Origin of the sequence: Streptosporangium sp. CA-135522 (assembly GCF_050949235.1) — a bacterium.
Taxonomy (GTDB): Bacteria; Actinomycetota; Actinomycetes; order Streptosporangiales; family Streptosporangiaceae; genus Streptosporangium.
This window is the reverse complement of the sequence record NZ_CP192026.1, coordinates 8,685,306-8,702,505: the sequence shown is the minus strand read 5'-3', so window position 1 is coordinate 8,702,505 and position 17,200 is coordinate 8,685,306. Positions and strand designations below refer to the sequence as shown.

Sequence of the window (17,200 nt, the reverse complement as noted above, 5' to 3'; positions counted from 1 at the left end):
TCGACGACCTGCTCGCAAGCTGACCGGCCGGCGCCGGCCCGCCGGCGCCGCGCCCGGCCCGTATCGAGCCGGACACGGCGCCCTGAGCGACGTACACCCCGTTCGGCCGGGCGCGGTGCTCTGGGTGACGTACCCCGTTCGGCCCGCCTCGGCCGGACACGACGCCTTGAGCGACGTACGCTCCGCCCCCGGGCCCACGCCGGAATCTACCGGGGGCCGGACGTCGCGTAGGCCAGGGCGAGGGCGCCGAGCAGGGGAGCGTCATGGATGAAACGGGCGGGTTCGATCTCGGGCGGGAACGGGACCGCCCGTGACACGACGGCCGACAGCCGCGGCAGGATCAGCTCGGCCCGGCCCATCATCCCGCCGCCCACCACCACGCGCTCGGGGTCCAGGACGACGCACAGGTTGGCCACATTCATCGCCAGCACGTCCAGCGCCTCGTCCACGATTCCCCGGGCCGGTCCCCCGGGCAGGTCGAGCAGTTCGGCGGCGGTGACCCGGCGGCCGAGCAGGGCCGAGCCCCGCGTGGCCAGGGCGATGCCGGAGACACGCTCCTCCAGCGGGGCGCGGCCCTCGGCGAAGCCCGGCTCGTCCGCGGAGCCCAGCAGGTAACCGATCTCACCCGCGGCCCCATGCGCACCGGCCACCACCCGGCCGCCGACCACCAGCGCCGCGGCCAGACCGGTGCCCAGGTTCACATAGAGACCGGTGGAGACGCCGCGCAGCGCCCCCCACCGGAGCTCGGCCGCCGCCGCGGCGTTGACGTCGTTGTCGATCAGGACCGGGGTGGGCCCGAACTCCTCACGGAGCAGCCGGGGCAGCTCCAGTCCCTCCCAGCCGGGCATGTTCGGCGCGAGCCGTACCCGTCCGTCCCTGATCACCCCGCAGGTCGAGACCCCCACCGCGACGGGGGAGCCGAGCAGCTCCCGCGCCGCGGCCAGGGTCCTGGGCAGCGTCCGGTCGCCGGTCTCCAGCCGGATGGTCTCCGCGGGGCGGGGCCCGTCGGTGTCCGAGACGCCGATGGCGACCTTGGTGCCGCCGAAGTCGATGCCCAGGACGCGGCTCACCGGGCGCTGCCTCGGCGGGCCAGGGAGTCGATGGCCACGGCCAGCGCGAGGACGCCGGCGGTGACCATGAAGCGGACCGAGGAGTCCACGTTGAGCAGCAGCATCCCGTTGGTGATCGACTGGATGACCAGCATGCCGAGCAGCGCGGCGTAGGTGCGACCGCGGCCGCCGAACAGCGAGGTACCGCCGATCACCGCCGCCGCGATGGCCATCAGCAGGATGTCGCTGCCGCCCGAGCTCTGGTTCACCGCGGCCAGCCGGCTGGCCGCCAGCATCCCGCCCAGGGCGGCCAGCGCGGACGACAGCACGAAGGCCAGCACCCGGATCCGCGTCACGTTGATGCCCGCCCGGCGGGCCGCCTCGGCGTTGCCGCCCACGGCGTACATCCAGCGCCCGAACGCGGTGTGCCGCAGCATCAGGTCCAGGCCGATCACCAGCGCTCCGAAGATGACCAGCAGCAGCGGTACGCCCCGGTCGGCCGAGAGCACCGTCACCGCCCCGGCCAGCAGTACGGCCAGGCCGCCGACCCGCAGCGCGACCCAGTGGACGGGCCCCACGGGCAACCCGGCGGCCGCGCGGAACCGCCTGGTCAGCAGACCCGCAGCCGCGTAGCCGCCGGCGAGGACGACGACCAGGACCCAGGCCAGCCACGGCGGCAGCCAGGTGTCGCTGAGCCCGGCCACGAACCCGTCGAAGGGCAGGTTGATCGTCCCGCCCTGGCCGAGCAGGTAGAGCAGCAGGCCCTGCCACCCGATCAGCCCGGCCAGCGTCACCACGAACGAGGGCATGTGCAGCCGCGTGTGCATCACCCCGTGCAGCAGCCCGATCGCCGCTCCCGCCGCCACGGCGACGACGATCGCGAGCACCGGGTTCCAGCCGTGCCGTACCGACAGGATCGTCATCACGACCGCGCACAGCCCGCTGACCGAGCCTGCCGACAGGTCGATCTCGCCGAGCAGCAGCACCATGATGATGCCGAGCGCGATCGTGCCGGTCGCGGCCATCTGCAGGGCCAGGTTGGTCAGGTTCTCCGGGGACAGGAAGTGCTCGTTCAGCGACCCGAACACGGCCGCGATGGCGACCAGCCCGCCGACCACGGGCCACGCGCCCAGATCTCCCTGCCGCAACCGCTCCAGCCTGTACGGCATGCCGAGCGTGGTCATGCGATCTCCTCAGCCGTCCGCGTTTCGATGATTGGCAGGTCCGGTCCGCTCGTCACGCGGTCGCGGAGGGCGCTCATGCCGCGGCTCCGGTGATCGCGGCCACGATGGCCTCCTGCGAGGTCTCGGCCGTGACGAACTCACCCGCGTTGCGCCCGAGGCGCAGCACCACCACGCGGTCGCTGACCGCGCGCACGTCGGCGAGGTTGTGCGAGATGACGAGCACCGCGAGGCCCCGCTCGCGCAGCCGTCCGATCAGGCTGAGCACCTGGGCGGTCTGCTCCACGCCGAGTGCGGCGGTGGGTTCGTCGAGGATGACCACGCGGGGGTCGCCGACGAGCGCCCGGGCGATGGCCACCGACTGGCGCTGGCCGCCGGACAGGGAGGCGACCGGCACCCGGATGTCGCGGATCCGCACGTCGAGCTGGTCCAGCAGGTCGCGGGTGGCGCGCTCCATCCGGATGTGGCTCAGCACCGACCAGCGGCGGCGTTCGGAGCCGAGGAAGAGGTTGGCGACCACGTCGAGGTTCTCGCAGAGGGCGAGATCCTGGTAGACGGTGGAGACGCCCAGGGCCTGGGCGTCGTGCGGGTTGGCGATCCTGGCCGGGCGGCCGTCCACGGTGATCGTCCCGTCGTCCGGGACGACGACCCCGGAGATGGATTTGACCAGCGTGGACTTCCCGGCTCCGTTGTCGCCCATCAGCGCGACCACCTCGCCCGGGTGCAGGTCCAGGCTCGCGCCGTCGAGCGCCTGGACCGCGCCGTACCGCTTCGTGATACCGGTAGCGGAGATCATTTACTGGATGCCCGCCTTCGCGCAGGCGTTCTTGACCTCTGCGGTGCAGATGTCGGAGGCCTTGTAGAACCCGTCCTTCACGATGGTGTCCTTGATCTTGTCGGCCGTGACGGCGATCGGGTCGAGGAGGAAGGCGGGGATGCCGGCGGTGCCGTTGTCGACCGTGGTGGAGGCGGCGGGCTTGTCGCCCCTGGCCACCGCCACGGCCAGCTCCGCGGACTTCTCCGCCTCGGCCCTGATGTTCAGGTAGATCGTCATGTACTGCTCGCCGGTGAGGATCCGCTGTACGGCGGCCAGCTCCGCGTCCTGCCCGGTGATCGGCGGGAGCTCCTTGTAGCCGGCCCGTTTCATCGCGGCGATGGCGCCGCCCGCCATGCCGTCGTTGGCCGACAGCACGCCGACGATGGTGTCGCGCCCGGTCTTGGTGATCGCCTGCTCCATCTGCTGCTGGGCCTTGTCCGGGCTCCAGTCGGGGGTGTCGAACTCCTGGGCCACCTTGACCTTGCCGTCCAGGACGTTGTGCGCACCCTTCTTGTAGTCGGCCGAGCTGGGATCGGTGGGAGAGCCGTTGATCATCACGATCTGGCCCTTGGCCACCGTGCCCTTGGCGGTGAGCGCGTCGAGCAGCGCCTGTCCCTGCATCTCGCCGACCCGGACGTTGTTGAACGAGACGAAGTAGTCGTAGCCGATGCCGGAGATCAGCCGGTCGTAGGCGATCACCGGGATCTTCTTCTGCTTGGCCTGATTGACCAGCGGCGCCACCGCCGCCGCGTCCACCGCGTCGAGCACCAGCACGTCCGCGCCCTGGGTCAGCGCGGCCTCCACCTGCTGCTGCTGCTTGGCGGCGTCCTGGTCGGCGTTGCTGTAGAGGAGCTTGCAGGCCGGGCACAGCTGCTTGACCTTGGCTTCGAAGAGGGGCCGGTCGAACGCCTCGTAGCGGGTGGTCTTCGACTCGGGGAGGAAGAGCGCGATCGTGGCCGCGTTCTCGCCCTCCTTGGCCTGGGGAGTGGTGGTAGCGGTCGAGCCGCCGCCGCAGGCGGCCGTCGCGAGCGCCACCGCCGTCAGCGGAATGGCCAGCCATCCTCGGTGCATCGCACATCGTCCTTTCGCGTACCGCCCCGAACGTGATTGGTAAGAAAGGTAGTTTACTATCAAGAGCGTTGGCTAGCCTTTTCGCAGGATCATCGGGATCACAAGAGGAGAGTGAAGGTGCGAGGCCAGCTCGGCAATCCACGGCTGCTGCGGGTGATGAACGAGCGGCGTCTTCTCGACCAGCTCCTCGAACACGGTCCGGCCTCGCGCGCCGACCTGGCCAAGGTCACCGGCCTGTCCAAACCCACCGTGTCGGCGGCGTTGGCCGGTCTGGAGGAAGACGGGCTGGTCCATCTGGTCGGCGAGGTCTCCGGCCGTCCGGGCCCGGTGACCTCGCTCTACGACATGAACGCCAGTGCCGTGCACGTCGCGGGCGTCGACATCGGCCGAGACTGGATCCGGGTGGCGGTGGCCGACCTCCGGGGCCGCTTCGTCGGCCGCCGTGACGGCCGCAACGACGCGCGAAGCGAGGACGACCTGGTCGCGCGGGTCCGGGACCTGGCCCAGGCGGCGGTGGCCGAGGCCGATCTCGAATGGGCTTCGGTCGCCTACGCGGTGGTCGGCAGCCCCGGCGTCTACGATCCCGACGCCGGTCGGCTGGACCTCGCCGCGAACCTGCCCGGCTGGGGCAGTCCCGGCCTGCTCGACCGGCTGCGTGCCGCGCTGGAGACGGACCTGGCGATAGAGAACGACATCAACCTGGCCGCCCTCGGCGAGCACGCCTACGGGGAGGGCAAGGAGAAGTCCCACTTCGCGCTGGTGTCCGTCGGCACCGGCGTCGGCATGGGCATCGTCATCAACGGCGAGCTCTACTCCGGGGCGCGCGGCGCCGCGGGAGAGGTCTCCTACCTGCCCGCGGCCGAGGATCTCGCCCCCGACCAGGAGACGCTGGAGCACGGGCTCACCGAGACCGTGGCCGGCGCGCTCGGCGTGGTGCGCGAGGCTCGGGCGGCGGGGCTCCGGCTGGCGACCGCCAAGGAGGTGTTCGCCGCGGCGGCGGCCGGGGACCCGGTCGCACTGGCCGTCGTCGAGGCCGAGGGGCGCCGGATCGGCGGGCTGGTCGTCGCGGTGGCCGCGGTCCTGGATCCGGAGGTGGTCGTGCTGACCGGTGGCGTCGGTCGCAATCTCGACCTGCTCGGCGACTCGATCGCCGGCCGGATCGCCGAGCTCGGACCGCTACGTCCCACCGTGGTGGCGAGCACCCTGGGCGACAGCGGGGTCCTGCTCGGCGCCGTCGCCCGTGCGCTGGCCCGTGCCTGGGACGTCATCTTCGCCGCACGCCAGGCCTGAACAGCGCGGGCGCGGACGGCCCCGAACGGGCGGCACTGAAGGGGGCGGCACTGATGGCGACCCCGAATGGGGCGCGAGGCGGGGCGCCGCGGGCGGGCGGACCCGCGGCGCCCCGCTGCTCAGGGGGCCTCAGGCGGTGGCCTGAAGCATCGGGGGAGCGGGTTCGGCCGCGACCTTGGCCCGCTGGACGGTGAGCTTGACGCCTGAACGGTCGGGGCGGACGGCGCCGGCGAAACTGCTGCGGCGCCAGGCGTCGAGCTTCTCCTCCTTGACCACGTCGCCGGTCTGCGGGGCGTGGACCATGTAGCCCGGTCTGGTGATCATGCCGACGTGGCCGAGACTGTGGAAGAAGACCAGGTCGCCGGGCTGGAGGTTCTTCCAGGGGACCTTCTTGGAGAAGGCTGCGTACTGGTCGTTGGTGACGCGGGGCAGGTGGATCCCGGCGGCGCCGTAGGCGCGGAGCATCAGGCCGGAGCAGTCGAAGCCGCCCTTGCCGGTGCCACCCCAGACGTAGGGCGTGCCGCGCTGGGCCATGGCCCACTTCACGGCCTTCTTCCAGGCGGGCAGGGGGGTCCGCTTGGCGATGATCTCCTTGAGCTTGGGACCGGTGAGCGTCACGATCTTGGGGGCGGGCGCGGGAACGGCATCGGGCGCGGAAGCGGGGGCGGGTGCGGGAACGGCATCGGGCGCGGAAGCGGGAACGGCATCGGGCGCCGGCGTGGAAACGGGGGCCGGAGCGGGAGCGTCGGCCAGGACGGCGGTCGAAGCGACGGCCGGCGTCGCGAACACGGCGGTGCCGGCGACGATCAGGGACAGGACGCGGGGGGAAAGTTTGCCGGACAGGATGGTTCCTTCCATAGGGCCGGCCGGGTTAGCTGTCGGGCTCGGGCGTGGAGGCCGCCCTACGGCGCGAGAAGCGCTGATTCGCCCCAAGGGATCCCGTGTAGGCGGCTCAGGACACGGCTTCGCCGGGCGAAGCGAGATGTCCTGGGCGGCCGTGGATCCCGGAAGTGGTTCCCCGGCTCCGCGCAGGCCGAAAGAGGGGACGACCTGGGCGGATTAGGCATCGGTTCGAATGCAGAGGACCATAACGAAAGTTCATTAAAGGGTCAATACGTCGCAAAAACGGACAAAACGATCAGAGGGTCCGAGTGAGGGGAAAGTGTCCGTCAGATGAGATGGGTGTTCGATTACCGAGACGGGCCGGTAAGGTGCCTGCATGGATTCGCGCAACATTCGCCTGGCAGTCATCCCCGGGGACGGGATCGGAGTCGAGGTCGTCGCCGAGGGCCTGAAGGTGCTCGAAGCGGTCGGCACGAAGGTGGAGACCACCACCTACGACCTCGGCGCCAAGCGCTACCACCAGACCGGTGAGGTCCTCTCCGACACGGCCCTTGACGAGCTGCGCGGATATGACGCGATCCTGCTCGGCGCGATCGGCGACCCCAGCGTTCCGCCGGGCATCCTGGAGCGCGACCTGCTGCTCAAGCTCCGCTTCGAGCTCGACCACTACGTCAACCTGCGCCCGGTCAGGCTCTTCCCCGGCGTCGAGACCCCGCTGGGCAAGGCCCGTCCCGAAGACATCGACATGGTCGTCGTCCGCGAGGGCACCGAGAGCCTCTACGCGGGCGCGGGCGGCGTGCTGCGCCGCGGCACCCCGCACGAGATCGCCACCCAGGAGTCGCTGAACACCGCCTTCGGCGTCGAGCGCGTCGTCCGCTACGCCTTCGACAAGGCGCTCGGCCGAGCCCGCAAGAAGCTGACGCTGGTCCACAAGACCAACGTGCTCACCTACGCCGGCGACCTCTGGGCCCGCACGTTCGATCGGGTCAGCCTGGAATATCCCGACGTCCAGACCGACTACTGCCACATCGACGCCGCCTCGATGTTCTTCGTCAGCCAGCCGGAGCGGTTCGACGTGATCGTCACCGACAACCTCTTCGGTGACATCCTCACCGACATCGGCGCCGCCGTCGCCGGTGGCATCGGCCTGGCGGCCAGTGGCAACATCAACCCCGACCGCACCGCGCCGAGCATGTTCGAGCCGGTCCACGGCAGTGCCCCCGACATCGCGGGCCAGGGCAAGGCCGACCCGACCGCGACGATCCTGTCGGTCGCCATGCTCCTGGACCACCTCGGCCTGTCCGCCGAGGCCGCCCGGGTCGAGCAGGCCGTCGCCGACGACCTGCTCGAGCGGCAGACCGGCTGGACCAGCCGCACCACCCACGAGATCGGTGACGACATCACCGCCCGAGTAGCCGGCTGACGAAGCCGCCTTCCCCCACCTCAGACGCGCCCGGCGGCTCACGTGAGCCGCCGGGCGCGTCTTCTTTTATCCCGGCACTGCCGGTTTCCGACATAGATGCAGTAGTTTCCCGTTACCTGGTCCATCGCAGAATGGACTCAGGTGCAGACCGCCACAAAGAGAAGGATCTCCGTCATGACCACCGCTCAGAAGCTCAGCTTCGACGTGCAGCTCTCCGACCACGCTCGCACCGCAGCCGAGCGTGAGCAGGTACTGGAGAGTCCCGGATTCGGACAGACCTTCACCGATCACATGATCTCGATCGACTACACTGAGGGGGAGGGCTGGCACGACGCGCGGCTCACGCCGTACGGCCCGCTGAGCCTGGACCCGGCCACCTCGGTCTTCCACTACGCCCAGGAGCTCTTCGAGGGGCTGAAGGCCTACCGTCAGGAGAGCGGCGCGATCGCGACCTTCCGGCCGTACTCCAACGCCGCCCGGTTCAACCTGTCGGCGGCGCGGATGGCCATGCCGGAGCTTCCCGAGGAGACGTTCGTCGAGTCGCTGGAGCTCCTCGTCCAGACCGATCGCGAGTGGGTGCCCACGACCCCGGGCCACAGCCTCTACCTGCGTCCCTTCATGATCGCCACGCAGGCCGCGCTCGGCGTCAACTACCCCTCCAGGACCTACCGCTACATGGTGATCGCCTCCCCGGCGGCCGCCTACTTCGGCGCCGACAAGCCCGTGTCGGTCTGGCTGTCCACCGAATACACCCGCGCAGCTCCCGGCGGCACCGGCTTCGCCAAGTGCGGCGGCAACTACGCGGCGGCCTTCGTGGCCCAGCGCCAGGCCGTCGAACAGGGCTGTGACCAGGTGGTCTGGCTCGACGCGAACGAGCACCGCTACGTCGAGGAGATGGGCGGGATGAACCTGTTCTTCGTCTACGGCGACCGCCTGCTCACCCCGGCTCTCACCGGCACGCTCCTGCCCGGCATCACCCGTGACTCGATCCTGTCCCTCGCCTCCGACCTGGGCCTGAGCGCCGAGGAAGGGCGCCTGTCGATCGACGAGTGGCAGTCGGCCGCCGAGTCCGGCGAACTCACCGAGGTCTTCGCCTGCGGTACCGCGGCGGTCGTGAGCCCGGTCGGCTCGGTCAAGGGCGCCGACCGCGCCTGGACGATCGGCGACGGCACCCCGGGCCCCGTCACCGCCAGGATCCGCGAGGAGCTGGTCGGCATCCAGTACGGCTCCCGCCCCGACGCCCGCAGCTGGGTCCACAAGATCTGCTGACCCGGACACGAGGACACGAGGACACGAGGACACCCGGACACGAGGAAAGCCCGGCCTCCCACCTGGCCGGGCCTTCCTCGCGCGGAACCTACTCCTCGATCGGCTTGCCCGTGTCGATCGTGAGATTCCACGGCGCGGGCAGGCCGAACGGCTCACCGGGTTTCACGGAGACCTCGTGGGCGTATCCGGCCTCGTCGGGCCGGCTGAGCAGCCTGGCCTTTTCCTCGAGCGCGTCGATCTCGTCAGTGCTTTCGAATCATGGTCAGCCCGTCGGCGATGGGAAGCATCAGCGAGGTCACCCGGCCGTCGGCCGTGACCATGTCGTTGAACTCGCGGACGGCCCGGGTGTCGTCGTCGTCGGCGGTGGGGTCGGCGACCCGCCCGCCCCACAGGGTGTTGTCGACGAGGATCAGGCCGCCGGGAGCGAGACGGGACAGCAGGAGCTCGTAGTAGACGGGATGTCCGGCCCTGTCGGCGTCGATGAACGCCAGGTCCACGCTCTGCCCGGCGGGCAGTTCCCGCAGGCGCTCGGCGGCCGGGCCGATCCGCAGTTCGATCCGGTCGGCGACCCCGGCCTTGTCCCAGTAGCGCTGGGCGATCGCCGTCCACTCCTCACTGATGTCGAAGCAGGTCAGCCTGCCGCCGGAGCCCAGTCCCCGGGCGAGGCAGATGGAGGAGTAGCCGGTGAAGGTGCCCACCTCCACCACGTTCTCCGCCTGGCCGAGCTGGGTGATCATGGTCAGGAACGGCCCCTGGTCGGGGAAGAGCTGCATGACCGCGTTGTCGCCGGTGGCCTCGCGGGTCTCCACGGCGAGCGCGTCGAGGACGTCGTCGGACCGGGTGGTGTGCGCGAGCAGGTACTGTCCGACGGCCGGGTCGAGATAAGTCGCCTTCATGCGGGCCATTCTCGTCACCGATCCCCGTTTCCCGGCGCAGGCGTGCCCTCGTGTCGGCGGGCCGTACATCCCGGATGGTGAGATCGATGTGTCAGATGGTGTCGTCGTGTGGCAGACTCCGAAGCATCATGTTCTACGGTCTGCTCATTATCGGCAGGCGCGCTGGCTGACAAGGGACACCGCCAGCGCGCAGACCTCTCACGTCCGTGAGGGGTTTTTTTGTTTCTCAGAGCCGAATGAGCGCGCGGCGAATCAACGAACCCGCGAAGGAGACTGACATGGCCGACGACCGCTTCCATGTGTACGACACCACACTCCGTGACGGCGCCCAGCAGGAGGGCCTCAACCTCACGGTGGTCGACAAGCTGGCCATCGCACGCCACCTGGACGGCCTCGGCGTCGGTTTCATCGAGGGCGGCTGGCCGGGCGCCAATCCGAAGGACACAGAGTTCTTCAGGAGGGCTCAAACAGAGCTCGACCTGAAGCACGCGCAGCTCGCCGCGTTCGGCGCGACCCGCCGAGCCGGTGTGAAGGCAGCCGACGACCCGTTGGTGGCCGCCCTGCGCGAATCCGGCGCGCCGGTCGTGACCCTTGTCGCCAAGAGTCACGACCGGCACGTGGAGCTGGCCCTCCGCACGACTCTCCAGGAGAACCTCGCGATGATCCGCGACACGGTTTCTCACCTTCGTGCGGAGGGACAGCGAGTCTTCCTCGACGCCGAGCACTTCTTCGACGGCTACAAGTCCAACCCAGCCTACGCGCTGGAGGTCCTGCGCACCGCCGCCGAGGCGGGCGCCTCCGTCATCGCCCTGTGCGACACCAACGGCGGCATGCTCCCCGACGAGCTCTCCGAGGTCGTGCACGCGGCCGTGGAGACCTCCGCCCGGATCGGCATCCACTGCCACGACGACACCGGCTGCGCGGTGGCCAACACCCTGGCCGCGGTGCGGGCGGGCGCCACCCACGTGCAAGGTTGCGCCAACGGTTACGGCGAGCGCTCGGGCAACGCCAACCTGTTCACCGTCGTGGCCAACCTCCAGCTCAAGCGGGGCTTCGACCTCGTCCCGCAGGAGTCGCTGGCCGACATGACCCGGATCGCGCACGCGATCACCGAGGTCACCAACGTCACCCCGAACTCCCACGCCCCCTACGTGGGCGTCTCCGCCTTCGCGCACAAGGCCGGGCTGCACGCCAGCGCCATCAAGGTGGACCCCAACCTCTACCAGCACATCGACCCGGCCCAGGTCGGCAACGACATGCGCATGCTCGTCTCCGACATGGCCGGTCGCGCCTCCGTCGAGCTCAAGGGACGCGAGCTGGGATACGAGCTGTCCCCGGAGACCTCCCGCGAGCTGGTGGACCGGGTCAAGGACATGGAGTCCAAGGGTCACACCTTCGAGGCCGCCGACGCCTCCTTCGAGCTGCTGCTGCGCGACACCGTGGCGGGCGAGCGCAGGCGCCACTTCCGGGTGGAGTCCTGGCGGGTGATCGTCGAACGGACCCGCGGCGGCGAGCTGGTCAGCGAGGCCACGGTCAAGCTGCACGCCAAGGGCGAGCGCATCGTCGCCACCGGTGAGGGGAACGGCCCGGTCAACGCCCTGGACAGGGCCGTGCGGCTGGGGCTGGAGAAGCTCTACCCCGAGCTGGCGGGGGTCGAGCTGATCGACTTCAAGGTGCGGATCCTGGAGGGTACCCACGGCACCGACGCGGTCACGCGCGTGCTCATCACCTCCAGCGACGCGACCGGCGAGTGGGCCACCGTCGGCGTCGACGAGAACATCATCGAGGCCTCCTGGCAGGCCCTTGAGCAGGCCGTCACCTACGGGCTGATCCGGGCGGGCCACTCCGCCGACTGATCCGCGGCGGCCCCTGAGGCACGGCCGGGCCGTATCCGGGCGCCGGTCGAAAGCCCCGTCGTGCCTCGTCCCGGCGGTCGGAAGACCCGTCGTGCCCCGCGGTGGCCCGCCGTACCGGACGGGCCGCCGCGGGGGAGTTCAGGAGAGGTCGGCCCCGCTGACCCGGAAGCTGACCCCGCCGGTGGAGGTCTCCAGTTTCACCTTGCCACCCGCGCAGGAGACCGAGGGCTTGTCGGTGCCGGGTACCACGACGGTCAGCAACGCCTGAGCGGAGGCGGGGGAGACGACCGCGGGGGCGGGCTGCTTGCGCAGGTAGGCGGGGGAGACCCAGCCCTGGTAGGGGTTCTGCCGGCCGCGGACCACCGTCAGCCCGCTCACCGGCTCGCAGGACGGCATCGACACCTGCACCAGCGTCGCCTTCCAGCCCGCCTTGTCCTTGAGCACGACCTTGCCGCCGGAGTTCGACACGGTCGTCAGCTCAGGGGCGAAGTGCCACAGATTGCTGACCCGGGAGCCCTTGGGGACCGTGTCCAGCACGGCCATCACGTCCTGCTCGTGGTTGACCAGCACCGAACGGGTCCTGGGCACCCCGTAGGCACGGTCGGTCAGCCGGTAGCTCTGCCGGTCCTTCTTGATCGAGGACCTGCTCAGAGTGGTGGCCGTCCTGTTCCGGAAGGCGGCGCCGACGACGGACGGCGTGTTGTGCGCCTGCGCGGACATGGTCCAGCGGCGGTAGCCGGTGTTCTCGTAGGAGTGGAAGCCCACGTCGACCAGGACGTCGCGGCCCTGCGCATAGTAGGTCACGCCGAGGTGATCCTCGTGGCCGTGGAATTTCAGGCCGGGACCGAACCGGATGGAGTAGAACGCCGACTCGGGCTTGTCCCAGGCGGTGCGCCCGTAGACGTAGCCGTTGCCGAACACCCGCACGGTCTTGTCGGGGCGGGCGTATCCGACCGGCCGCACGTCCGCGCCGCCGTCCCCGATCGGGACCATGAACCCGTTGGGCTGGGTGGAGTGGGAGATGAAGTCCTCCAGCGACTTCCACCGCCGGGTGATCTCGGCGGGCGCCTTGTGGCCGCACGCCTTGATCTCGTCGATCGCGACCTTGAGCCGCTCGTGGACGTAGATCGCGTAGCGCGGGGCCTGCTCGCGCAGCACGCCCTGGGAGTCGACGTCGAGTTTCACCGTCTCGGTCAGCCGCTTGACGGCGAGGCCGGACCACGCGCTGTTGCCGTAGCGGCAGCCGATGCCGAACAGCGCGATGTCCTGGTCGATGCCGTGGTTGTGGCCCTTCTCGTACAGCCGTGGGTCGGACAGCATCTTGGCGTGCTCGGCAAGGCTCTTGGTCAGCCAGGGCGCGTTGACGTGCTTGCTGAGGCAGACCAGCGCGGGGGCGCGCAGCGCGATCGGGTGCTCCTGCCAGGCGTAGGGGCTGGCCTTGGAGCCGCCGCCGCGGGGGTTGTCCGCCACCCAGTCCTTGGCGACCTCGGTGGCACGGGTCAGGTAGGCCTCCTGCCCGGTGTTCTCGTAGTCGGCGACCAGGCGCCCCATCCAGCGCAGGGAGTGGAAGACCATGCTCCAGGAGCGGTTGCGGTAGGGGTCGGTACGCCAGTTGACGTCCTTGCCCACCTTCACCGGCGCCAGGCCCAGGAACTCCAGCTCTCCGTTCATGATGTCCGGCGCCGTCGGGGTCGCCGGCAGCCAGTCGCCCTGGCACTGCGCGGTGCGTTTGACCTTGTCGGCGGCCTCCGCCGTGCCGGCCACCGCGCCGCAGGCCGTGAGGAGGACGAGGGAGAGGGTGAGTGCTGTGGTGCGGCGGCGCACGCCAGTTCCTTCCGGGCCGAACGAAGAGGGCGGATCATGGTGACCGAATCCCACCAAACCGGTCAAGCCGGGTTGCCCTCTTCCAGCACATCGTTAGCAACTAGATGCGAGCGCGGCGTTTAAACGCCCTTCTGGTCCTGCGGGCGCGTGCTCGCCCAGATGCTCGGACGCGGCAGGGACTCGCCCGTCTTGACCGCGTCGGCCCATTCCGCGGTGGTGGCCACCGAGGCGAAGTTGGAGTCCATCACCACCAGCACGTGGTCGTGCAGGTCCTTGGCCGTCACGCTGCCCGCCCGGTTCGACATGGCGACCGTGCCGGTCGCGTCCGACAGGAACTCCACGGCCATGCCGCGGTGGAAGGCGTCGCGGGCGGTGGACTCGTCGCAGTTCTGGGTCATGTATCCGGCGACGGTCAGCGTGTCGATCCCCCGGGCGTCCAGCCACCCGGCCAGGTCCGTCTTCGCGAAGGAGGAGGCCATCGTCTTCTCCATCAGGTGGTCGTACGGCTTGCGCTCCACCTCCTCGTGCAGCTCCCAGGAATGGCTACCGACGGCGAACAGCGGCGACTGGGCGGGCGAGGTGTGCTTGACCACGATCACCGGGACGCCGTGCTCGCGCGCGGTGTCCATGGCGGCCAGGATGTTGGCCAGGCTCTCCTCGCGCGGGGGGTGGGCGATGGGCAGGTTGCCGGTGAAGTATTCGTTCTGGACGTCGATGACGATCAGCGCTCGTTTCATGTCCTCCAGCCTGAGGGCGCGCGCCGTATCGGCGTGAGAGCTCTCCCGGCCACTCACCGCGACGATCGCGCCAGCCGGCGGGCGACCCGCCGGCGCTCACCCGGCGACGCGGTCCGCGGGGTCGGCCGTGGCGGGTTCGCCGAAGGTCTCCCGGTAGGCGGTGGGGGAGACGCCGACCTGGCGGCGGAAATGCGGTCGCAGTGCCACCGCGGAGGCGAAGCCCACGTTCCGGGCCACCAGCTCGACCGGTTCCCGTGTCGTCTCCAGCAGCCGCTGGGCCTGCAGGATCCGCTGGTGGAGCAGCCACTGGGTGGGTGTGGTGCCGGTGACCTGGCGAAAGCGCCGGTCGAAGGTGCGGCGGCTCATCAGGGCACGGGCGGACAGGGCGTCCACGGTGAGCTCCTGGTCCAGGTGGCGCAGAGCCCAGTCGAGGGTCTCGCCGAGCGGGTCGCCGCCGGTGGGCGCCGGCACGGGGTGGTCGATGTACTGGGCCTGCCCGCCGGCCCGGTGCGGCGGCACCACCAGGCTCCTGGCGATGTCGTTGGCCGCGCGCGAGCCGTACGTCCGGCGGATGAGGTGCAGGCAGAGGTCGATGCCGCCCGCGCTCCCTGCCGAGGTCAGGATGTCACCCTCGTCCACGTAGAGAACGTCGGGCTCGACCTGGATCCGCGGGTACGTCGAGGCGAGCAGCGAGGCGTAGCGCCAGTGCGTCGTGGCCGTGCGCCCGTCCAGCAGGCCGGCGGCGGCGAGGACGAACGTGCCCAGGCAGAGGGCGACCACCGTCGCCCCTCGCTCGTGGGCCCGGCACAGCGCGTCCAGCGCCTCCCGCGCCGGCGGGCGGCCGAGCGGGCGCCGCCAGGTCGGCACGATCACCAGGTCCGCGTCGTCCACGGAATCCAGGCCGTGGGGCGCGGCCAGGGCGATGCCGGCGTCCGTCCGCACCGGGCCGCCCTCGGCGGACACCGCGCGCATGTCGAACTCCGGCAGCCCGCCGCGCCGTTCCCCGAAGACCGCGATCGGCACCGAGGCCTCGAACAGCGGGATCTCGTCGAACAACACCACCGCGACCGTCCCGAACCCCATGGCGGGATTCTATCGATGGTTGGCCTCCCGGCCGCTCACGGGCCCTTCCCCCATCGGGGGAGACTGGGGGCATGAGATTCGCCGACATCGTGATCCCCGAGACCACCGCCTCCCGCGCCGCGTTGGAGGTCGCCGCCGCCTACTGCTCGCCCGCCCTGCTCAACCACTCCGTGCGGGCCTACCTGTGGGCGGCGGCGTACGGGACCGCGAACGGCATCGCCTTCGACGCCGAGCTGCTGTACGTCTCGTCGATGCTGCACGACATCGGCCTGGTCAAGGAGTTCGACAGCCACACCGTGCCGTTCGAGGAGGCCGGGGGACACCTCGCCTGGGTCTTCGCCGCCGGAGCCGGATGGCCCGTCGAGCGGCGCGTGCGCGCCTCCGAGGTGATCGTGCGCCACATGTGGGACAAGGTGGACGTCTCCGAGGACCCCGAGGGCCACCTGCTGGAGCTGTCCACCGCCCTCGACATCTCCGGCCGGCGATCTGAGGACTTCCCGGCCGCGCTCCGGGCCGAGGTACTGGAGCGCTACCCCCGGCTGGGGCTCGGCGAGGAGTTCATCGCGTGCTTCAGGGACCAGGCCGAGCGCAAGCCGGACAGCCTGGCCGGCACGTTCGTCCGCGCCGGCGTCGCCGAGCGCATCCGGGCGAACGTGCTGGACCGCTGAGGTCCCGCCGGGGCTTCCCTGAGGGGCCGGCGCCACCGGACGGGCCGGGGCGCGGACCCCGGCTCAGGATTCGTCTTTGGGGCCGGTGCTCTGCACCACCTCGAACGACCAGAGCGTGGCCCCGGTCGCGGCCGGCCCCTGGCCGTGTCCATGACCGTGTCCCTGGCCGGCCTCCTGCCCGTGACCGTGACCCTGGCCGTGTTCCTGACCGTGACCCTGGCCGGTCTCCTGCCCGTGGTTCTGCGCTCCCGCGTCCGCGGACGCCCGAGCGTGACCCCGCTGGAAGGCCTGGCTGTCCGTCCACCGCTTGAAGTCCTCCTCGGACCTCCAGCGGGTGTAGACGAGATATCGGTCGGTGCCCTCCTGCGGGCGGAGCAGCTCGAACCACTCGAAACCGTCGGCCGACTCCACCATCCCGGCCCGCCCGGAGAAGCGGCGTTCGAGCTCCGCACGCTGCTCGGCGGGGACGGTCAGCACATTGATCTTGACAACGCTCATAAGGCCATCCTGCCCCACAGGACGGATCCGCACCGTGAGCGCCGCCTTCGCGGCGGGCGGAGGGATGCGGCGCGGCGCGGCGGGCGGCGGGGCGGAGGGCGGCGCGGTCAGGCGAGGGTCCTGCGGGATCGCTGCGGCTCCTCCAGGTTCACCTGGGCGACGGCCGGGATGTGCTCGGTCTCCAGCGCCCGGCGCATGTGCGGGATCGCCACCCCGGTCAGCTGCTCGCGGATCGCGCTCATCGGAGCGCTCTCGTCGGCCACCACGCGCAGCCGTACCGCCGGGCGCGCGTTCGTGCCGACCATCGTGGCGCTGGCGCCGAGGATCGCGGGGTGCGCGCTGACGTCGGCGGCCACCGCGTCGGTGACGCCGCCGGTGTGCAGGTCGGTGACCCCGCCGGGGCCGCTCGCCAGGCGGATGTCGCCCAGCCTGGCGCGCCGTCCCTGGACCAGCAGCCAGCGCAGGCCCAGCAGGGCCAGCACGACCCCGGCGGCGGCGATCGCCCACCACGGCCACGGGTGGTAGCGGGCGAAGGCCTCCCGCACCGGGCCGTTGACGATCGGCTCCCGGGCGGGCGCCCACGCCTGCGGGAACGCGCCGGCGCCACGGGCGACCACCAGGCCGCCGGCGACCGTCAGCAGCAGGCCTGTGATCAGCAGTCCCAGCCGGTTGCCCCGGGCGGTCTTCCTGTCCAT

Annotated in this window: 16 protein-coding genes and 1 riboswitch; of the genes, 5 read left to right on the top strand and 11 right to left on the bottom strand. The window is 70.8% G+C overall.

The genetic code is table 11. From position 1 onward, the window contains the following. Window positions 1–206: 206 nt before the first annotated feature. From ACQPYK_RS41025 to ACQPYK_RS41010, 4 genes are all read right to left on the bottom strand, one after another. Window positions 207–1,070, bottom strand: coding sequence for an ROK family protein (locus ACQPYK_RS41025; RefSeq protein WP_433244089.1), 864 nt, complete (start codon window positions 1,068–1,070; stop codon window positions 207–209). Then, window positions 1,067–2,233, bottom strand: a complete 1,167-nt coding sequence (locus tag ACQPYK_RS41020; RefSeq protein ID WP_433244086.1) for a sugar ABC transporter permease — start codon at window positions 2,231–2,233, stop codon at window positions 1,067–1,069. The genes ACQPYK_RS41025 and ACQPYK_RS41020 overlap by 4 nt, the downstream gene beginning before the upstream one ends. 73 nt (window positions 2,234–2,306) lie before the next feature. Continuing rightward, complete coding sequence (locus ACQPYK_RS41015; protein ID WP_433244083.1) at window positions 2,307–3,026, bottom strand: ATP-binding cassette domain-containing protein; 720 nt, start codon at window positions 3,024–3,026, stop codon at window positions 2,307–2,309. Further along, entirely contained in the window at window positions 3,027–4,118 is a 1,092-nt protein-coding gene (locus ACQPYK_RS41010; RefSeq protein WP_433244080.1) for a sugar ABC transporter substrate-binding protein, read from the bottom strand. A 117-nt stretch (window positions 4,119–4,235) separates the two neighbouring features. Between ACQPYK_RS41010 and ACQPYK_RS41005 the strand changes: the two genes are divergently transcribed. Then, window positions 4,236–5,408 carry an ROK family protein gene (locus tag ACQPYK_RS41005; protein ID WP_433244077.1) on the top strand — a complete coding sequence of 391 codons (1,173 nt, stop codon included), beginning with the start codon at window positions 4,236–4,238 and terminating at the stop codon, window positions 5,406–5,408. 129 nt (window positions 5,409–5,537) lie between these two features. Here the strand turns inward: ACQPYK_RS41005 and ACQPYK_RS41000 are convergent, their stop codons facing one another. Further along, window positions 5,538–6,266 (bottom strand): C40 family peptidase, encoded by a 729-nt coding sequence (locus ACQPYK_RS41000; RefSeq protein WP_433244066.1) that lies wholly within the window; start codon window positions 6,264–6,266, stop codon window positions 5,538–5,540. Then, window positions 6,254–6,484, bottom strand: a riboswitch (cyclic di-AMP (ydaO/yuaA leader). It overlaps the preceding gene by 13 nt. 143 nt (window positions 6,485–6,627) lie before the next feature. On the opposite strand from ACQPYK_RS41000, the gene ACQPYK_RS40995 reads away from it, so the two are divergent. Continuing rightward, the gene (locus ACQPYK_RS40995) at window positions 6,628–7,674 is read left to right on the top strand and encodes a 3-isopropylmalate dehydrogenase (RefSeq protein ID WP_433244063.1); all 1,047 of its coding nucleotides are present in this window, start codon (window positions 6,628–6,630) and stop codon (window positions 7,672–7,674) included. A gap of 174 nt (window positions 7,675–7,848) precedes the next feature. Continuing rightward, a complete protein-coding gene (locus tag ACQPYK_RS40990; protein ID WP_433244060.1) occupies window positions 7,849–8,943 on the top strand; it encodes a branched-chain amino acid aminotransferase in 1,095 nt (364 codons plus the stop codon). Between the two features lie 242 nt (window positions 8,944–9,185). Here the strand turns inward: ACQPYK_RS40990 and ACQPYK_RS40985 are convergent, their stop codons facing one another. Next, window positions 9,186–9,839: an O-methyltransferase gene (locus ACQPYK_RS40985; RefSeq protein ID WP_433244057.1), complete on the bottom strand. Its 654-nt coding sequence runs from the start codon at window positions 9,837–9,839 to the stop codon at window positions 9,186–9,188. Window positions 9,840–10,117: 278 nt separating this feature from the next. Between ACQPYK_RS40985 and cimA the strand changes: the two genes are divergently transcribed. Then, window positions 10,118–11,695: a citramalate synthase gene (gene cimA / locus ACQPYK_RS40980; protein ID WP_433244054.1), complete on the top strand. Its 1,578-nt coding sequence runs from the start codon at window positions 10,118–10,120 to the stop codon at window positions 11,693–11,695. 138 nt (window positions 11,696–11,833) lie between these two features. Here the strand turns inward: cimA and ACQPYK_RS40975 are convergent, their stop codons facing one another. The 3 genes from ACQPYK_RS40975 to ACQPYK_RS40965 all read right to left on the bottom strand — a co-directional run bounded on the left by ACQPYK_RS40975 (window position 11,834) and on the right by ACQPYK_RS40965 (window position 15,339). Further along, entirely contained in the window at window positions 11,834–13,519 is a 1,686-nt protein-coding gene (locus tag ACQPYK_RS40975; protein WP_433244051.1) for a heparinase II/III domain-containing protein, read from the bottom strand. Window positions 13,520–13,638: 119 nt separating this feature from the next. Further along, the gene (locus ACQPYK_RS40970) at window positions 13,639–14,256 is read right to left on the bottom strand and encodes a cysteine hydrolase family protein (protein ID WP_433244048.1); all 618 of its coding nucleotides are present in this window, start codon (window positions 14,254–14,256) and stop codon (window positions 13,639–13,641) included. Window positions 14,257–14,352: 96 nt separating this feature from the next. After that, window positions 14,353–15,339, bottom strand: a complete 987-nt coding sequence (locus ACQPYK_RS40965; RefSeq protein ID WP_433244045.1) for a GlxA family transcriptional regulator — start codon at window positions 15,337–15,339, stop codon at window positions 14,353–14,355. Window positions 15,340–15,410: 71 nt separating this feature from the next. Between ACQPYK_RS40965 and ACQPYK_RS40960 the strand changes: the two genes are divergently transcribed. Next, window positions 15,411–16,007: a cyanamide hydratase gene (locus ACQPYK_RS40960; RefSeq protein WP_433244042.1), complete on the top strand. Its 597-nt coding sequence runs from the start codon at window positions 15,411–15,413 to the stop codon at window positions 16,005–16,007. 63 nt (window positions 16,008–16,070) lie between these two features. On the opposite strand, the gene ACQPYK_RS40955 is transcribed toward ACQPYK_RS40960, so the two are convergent. Together ACQPYK_RS40955 and ACQPYK_RS40950 are read right to left on the bottom strand one after the other, a co-directional pair. Then, the gene (locus tag ACQPYK_RS40955) at window positions 16,071–16,505 is read right to left on the bottom strand and encodes an antibiotic biosynthesis monooxygenase family protein (RefSeq protein ID WP_433244039.1); all 435 of its coding nucleotides are present in this window, start codon (window positions 16,503–16,505) and stop codon (window positions 16,071–16,073) included. Window positions 16,506–16,612: 107 nt separating this feature from the next. Next, window positions 16,613–17,200, bottom strand: a complete 588-nt coding sequence (locus tag ACQPYK_RS40950) for an alkaline shock response membrane anchor protein AmaP (protein WP_433244036.1) — start codon at window positions 17,198–17,200, stop codon at window positions 16,613–16,615.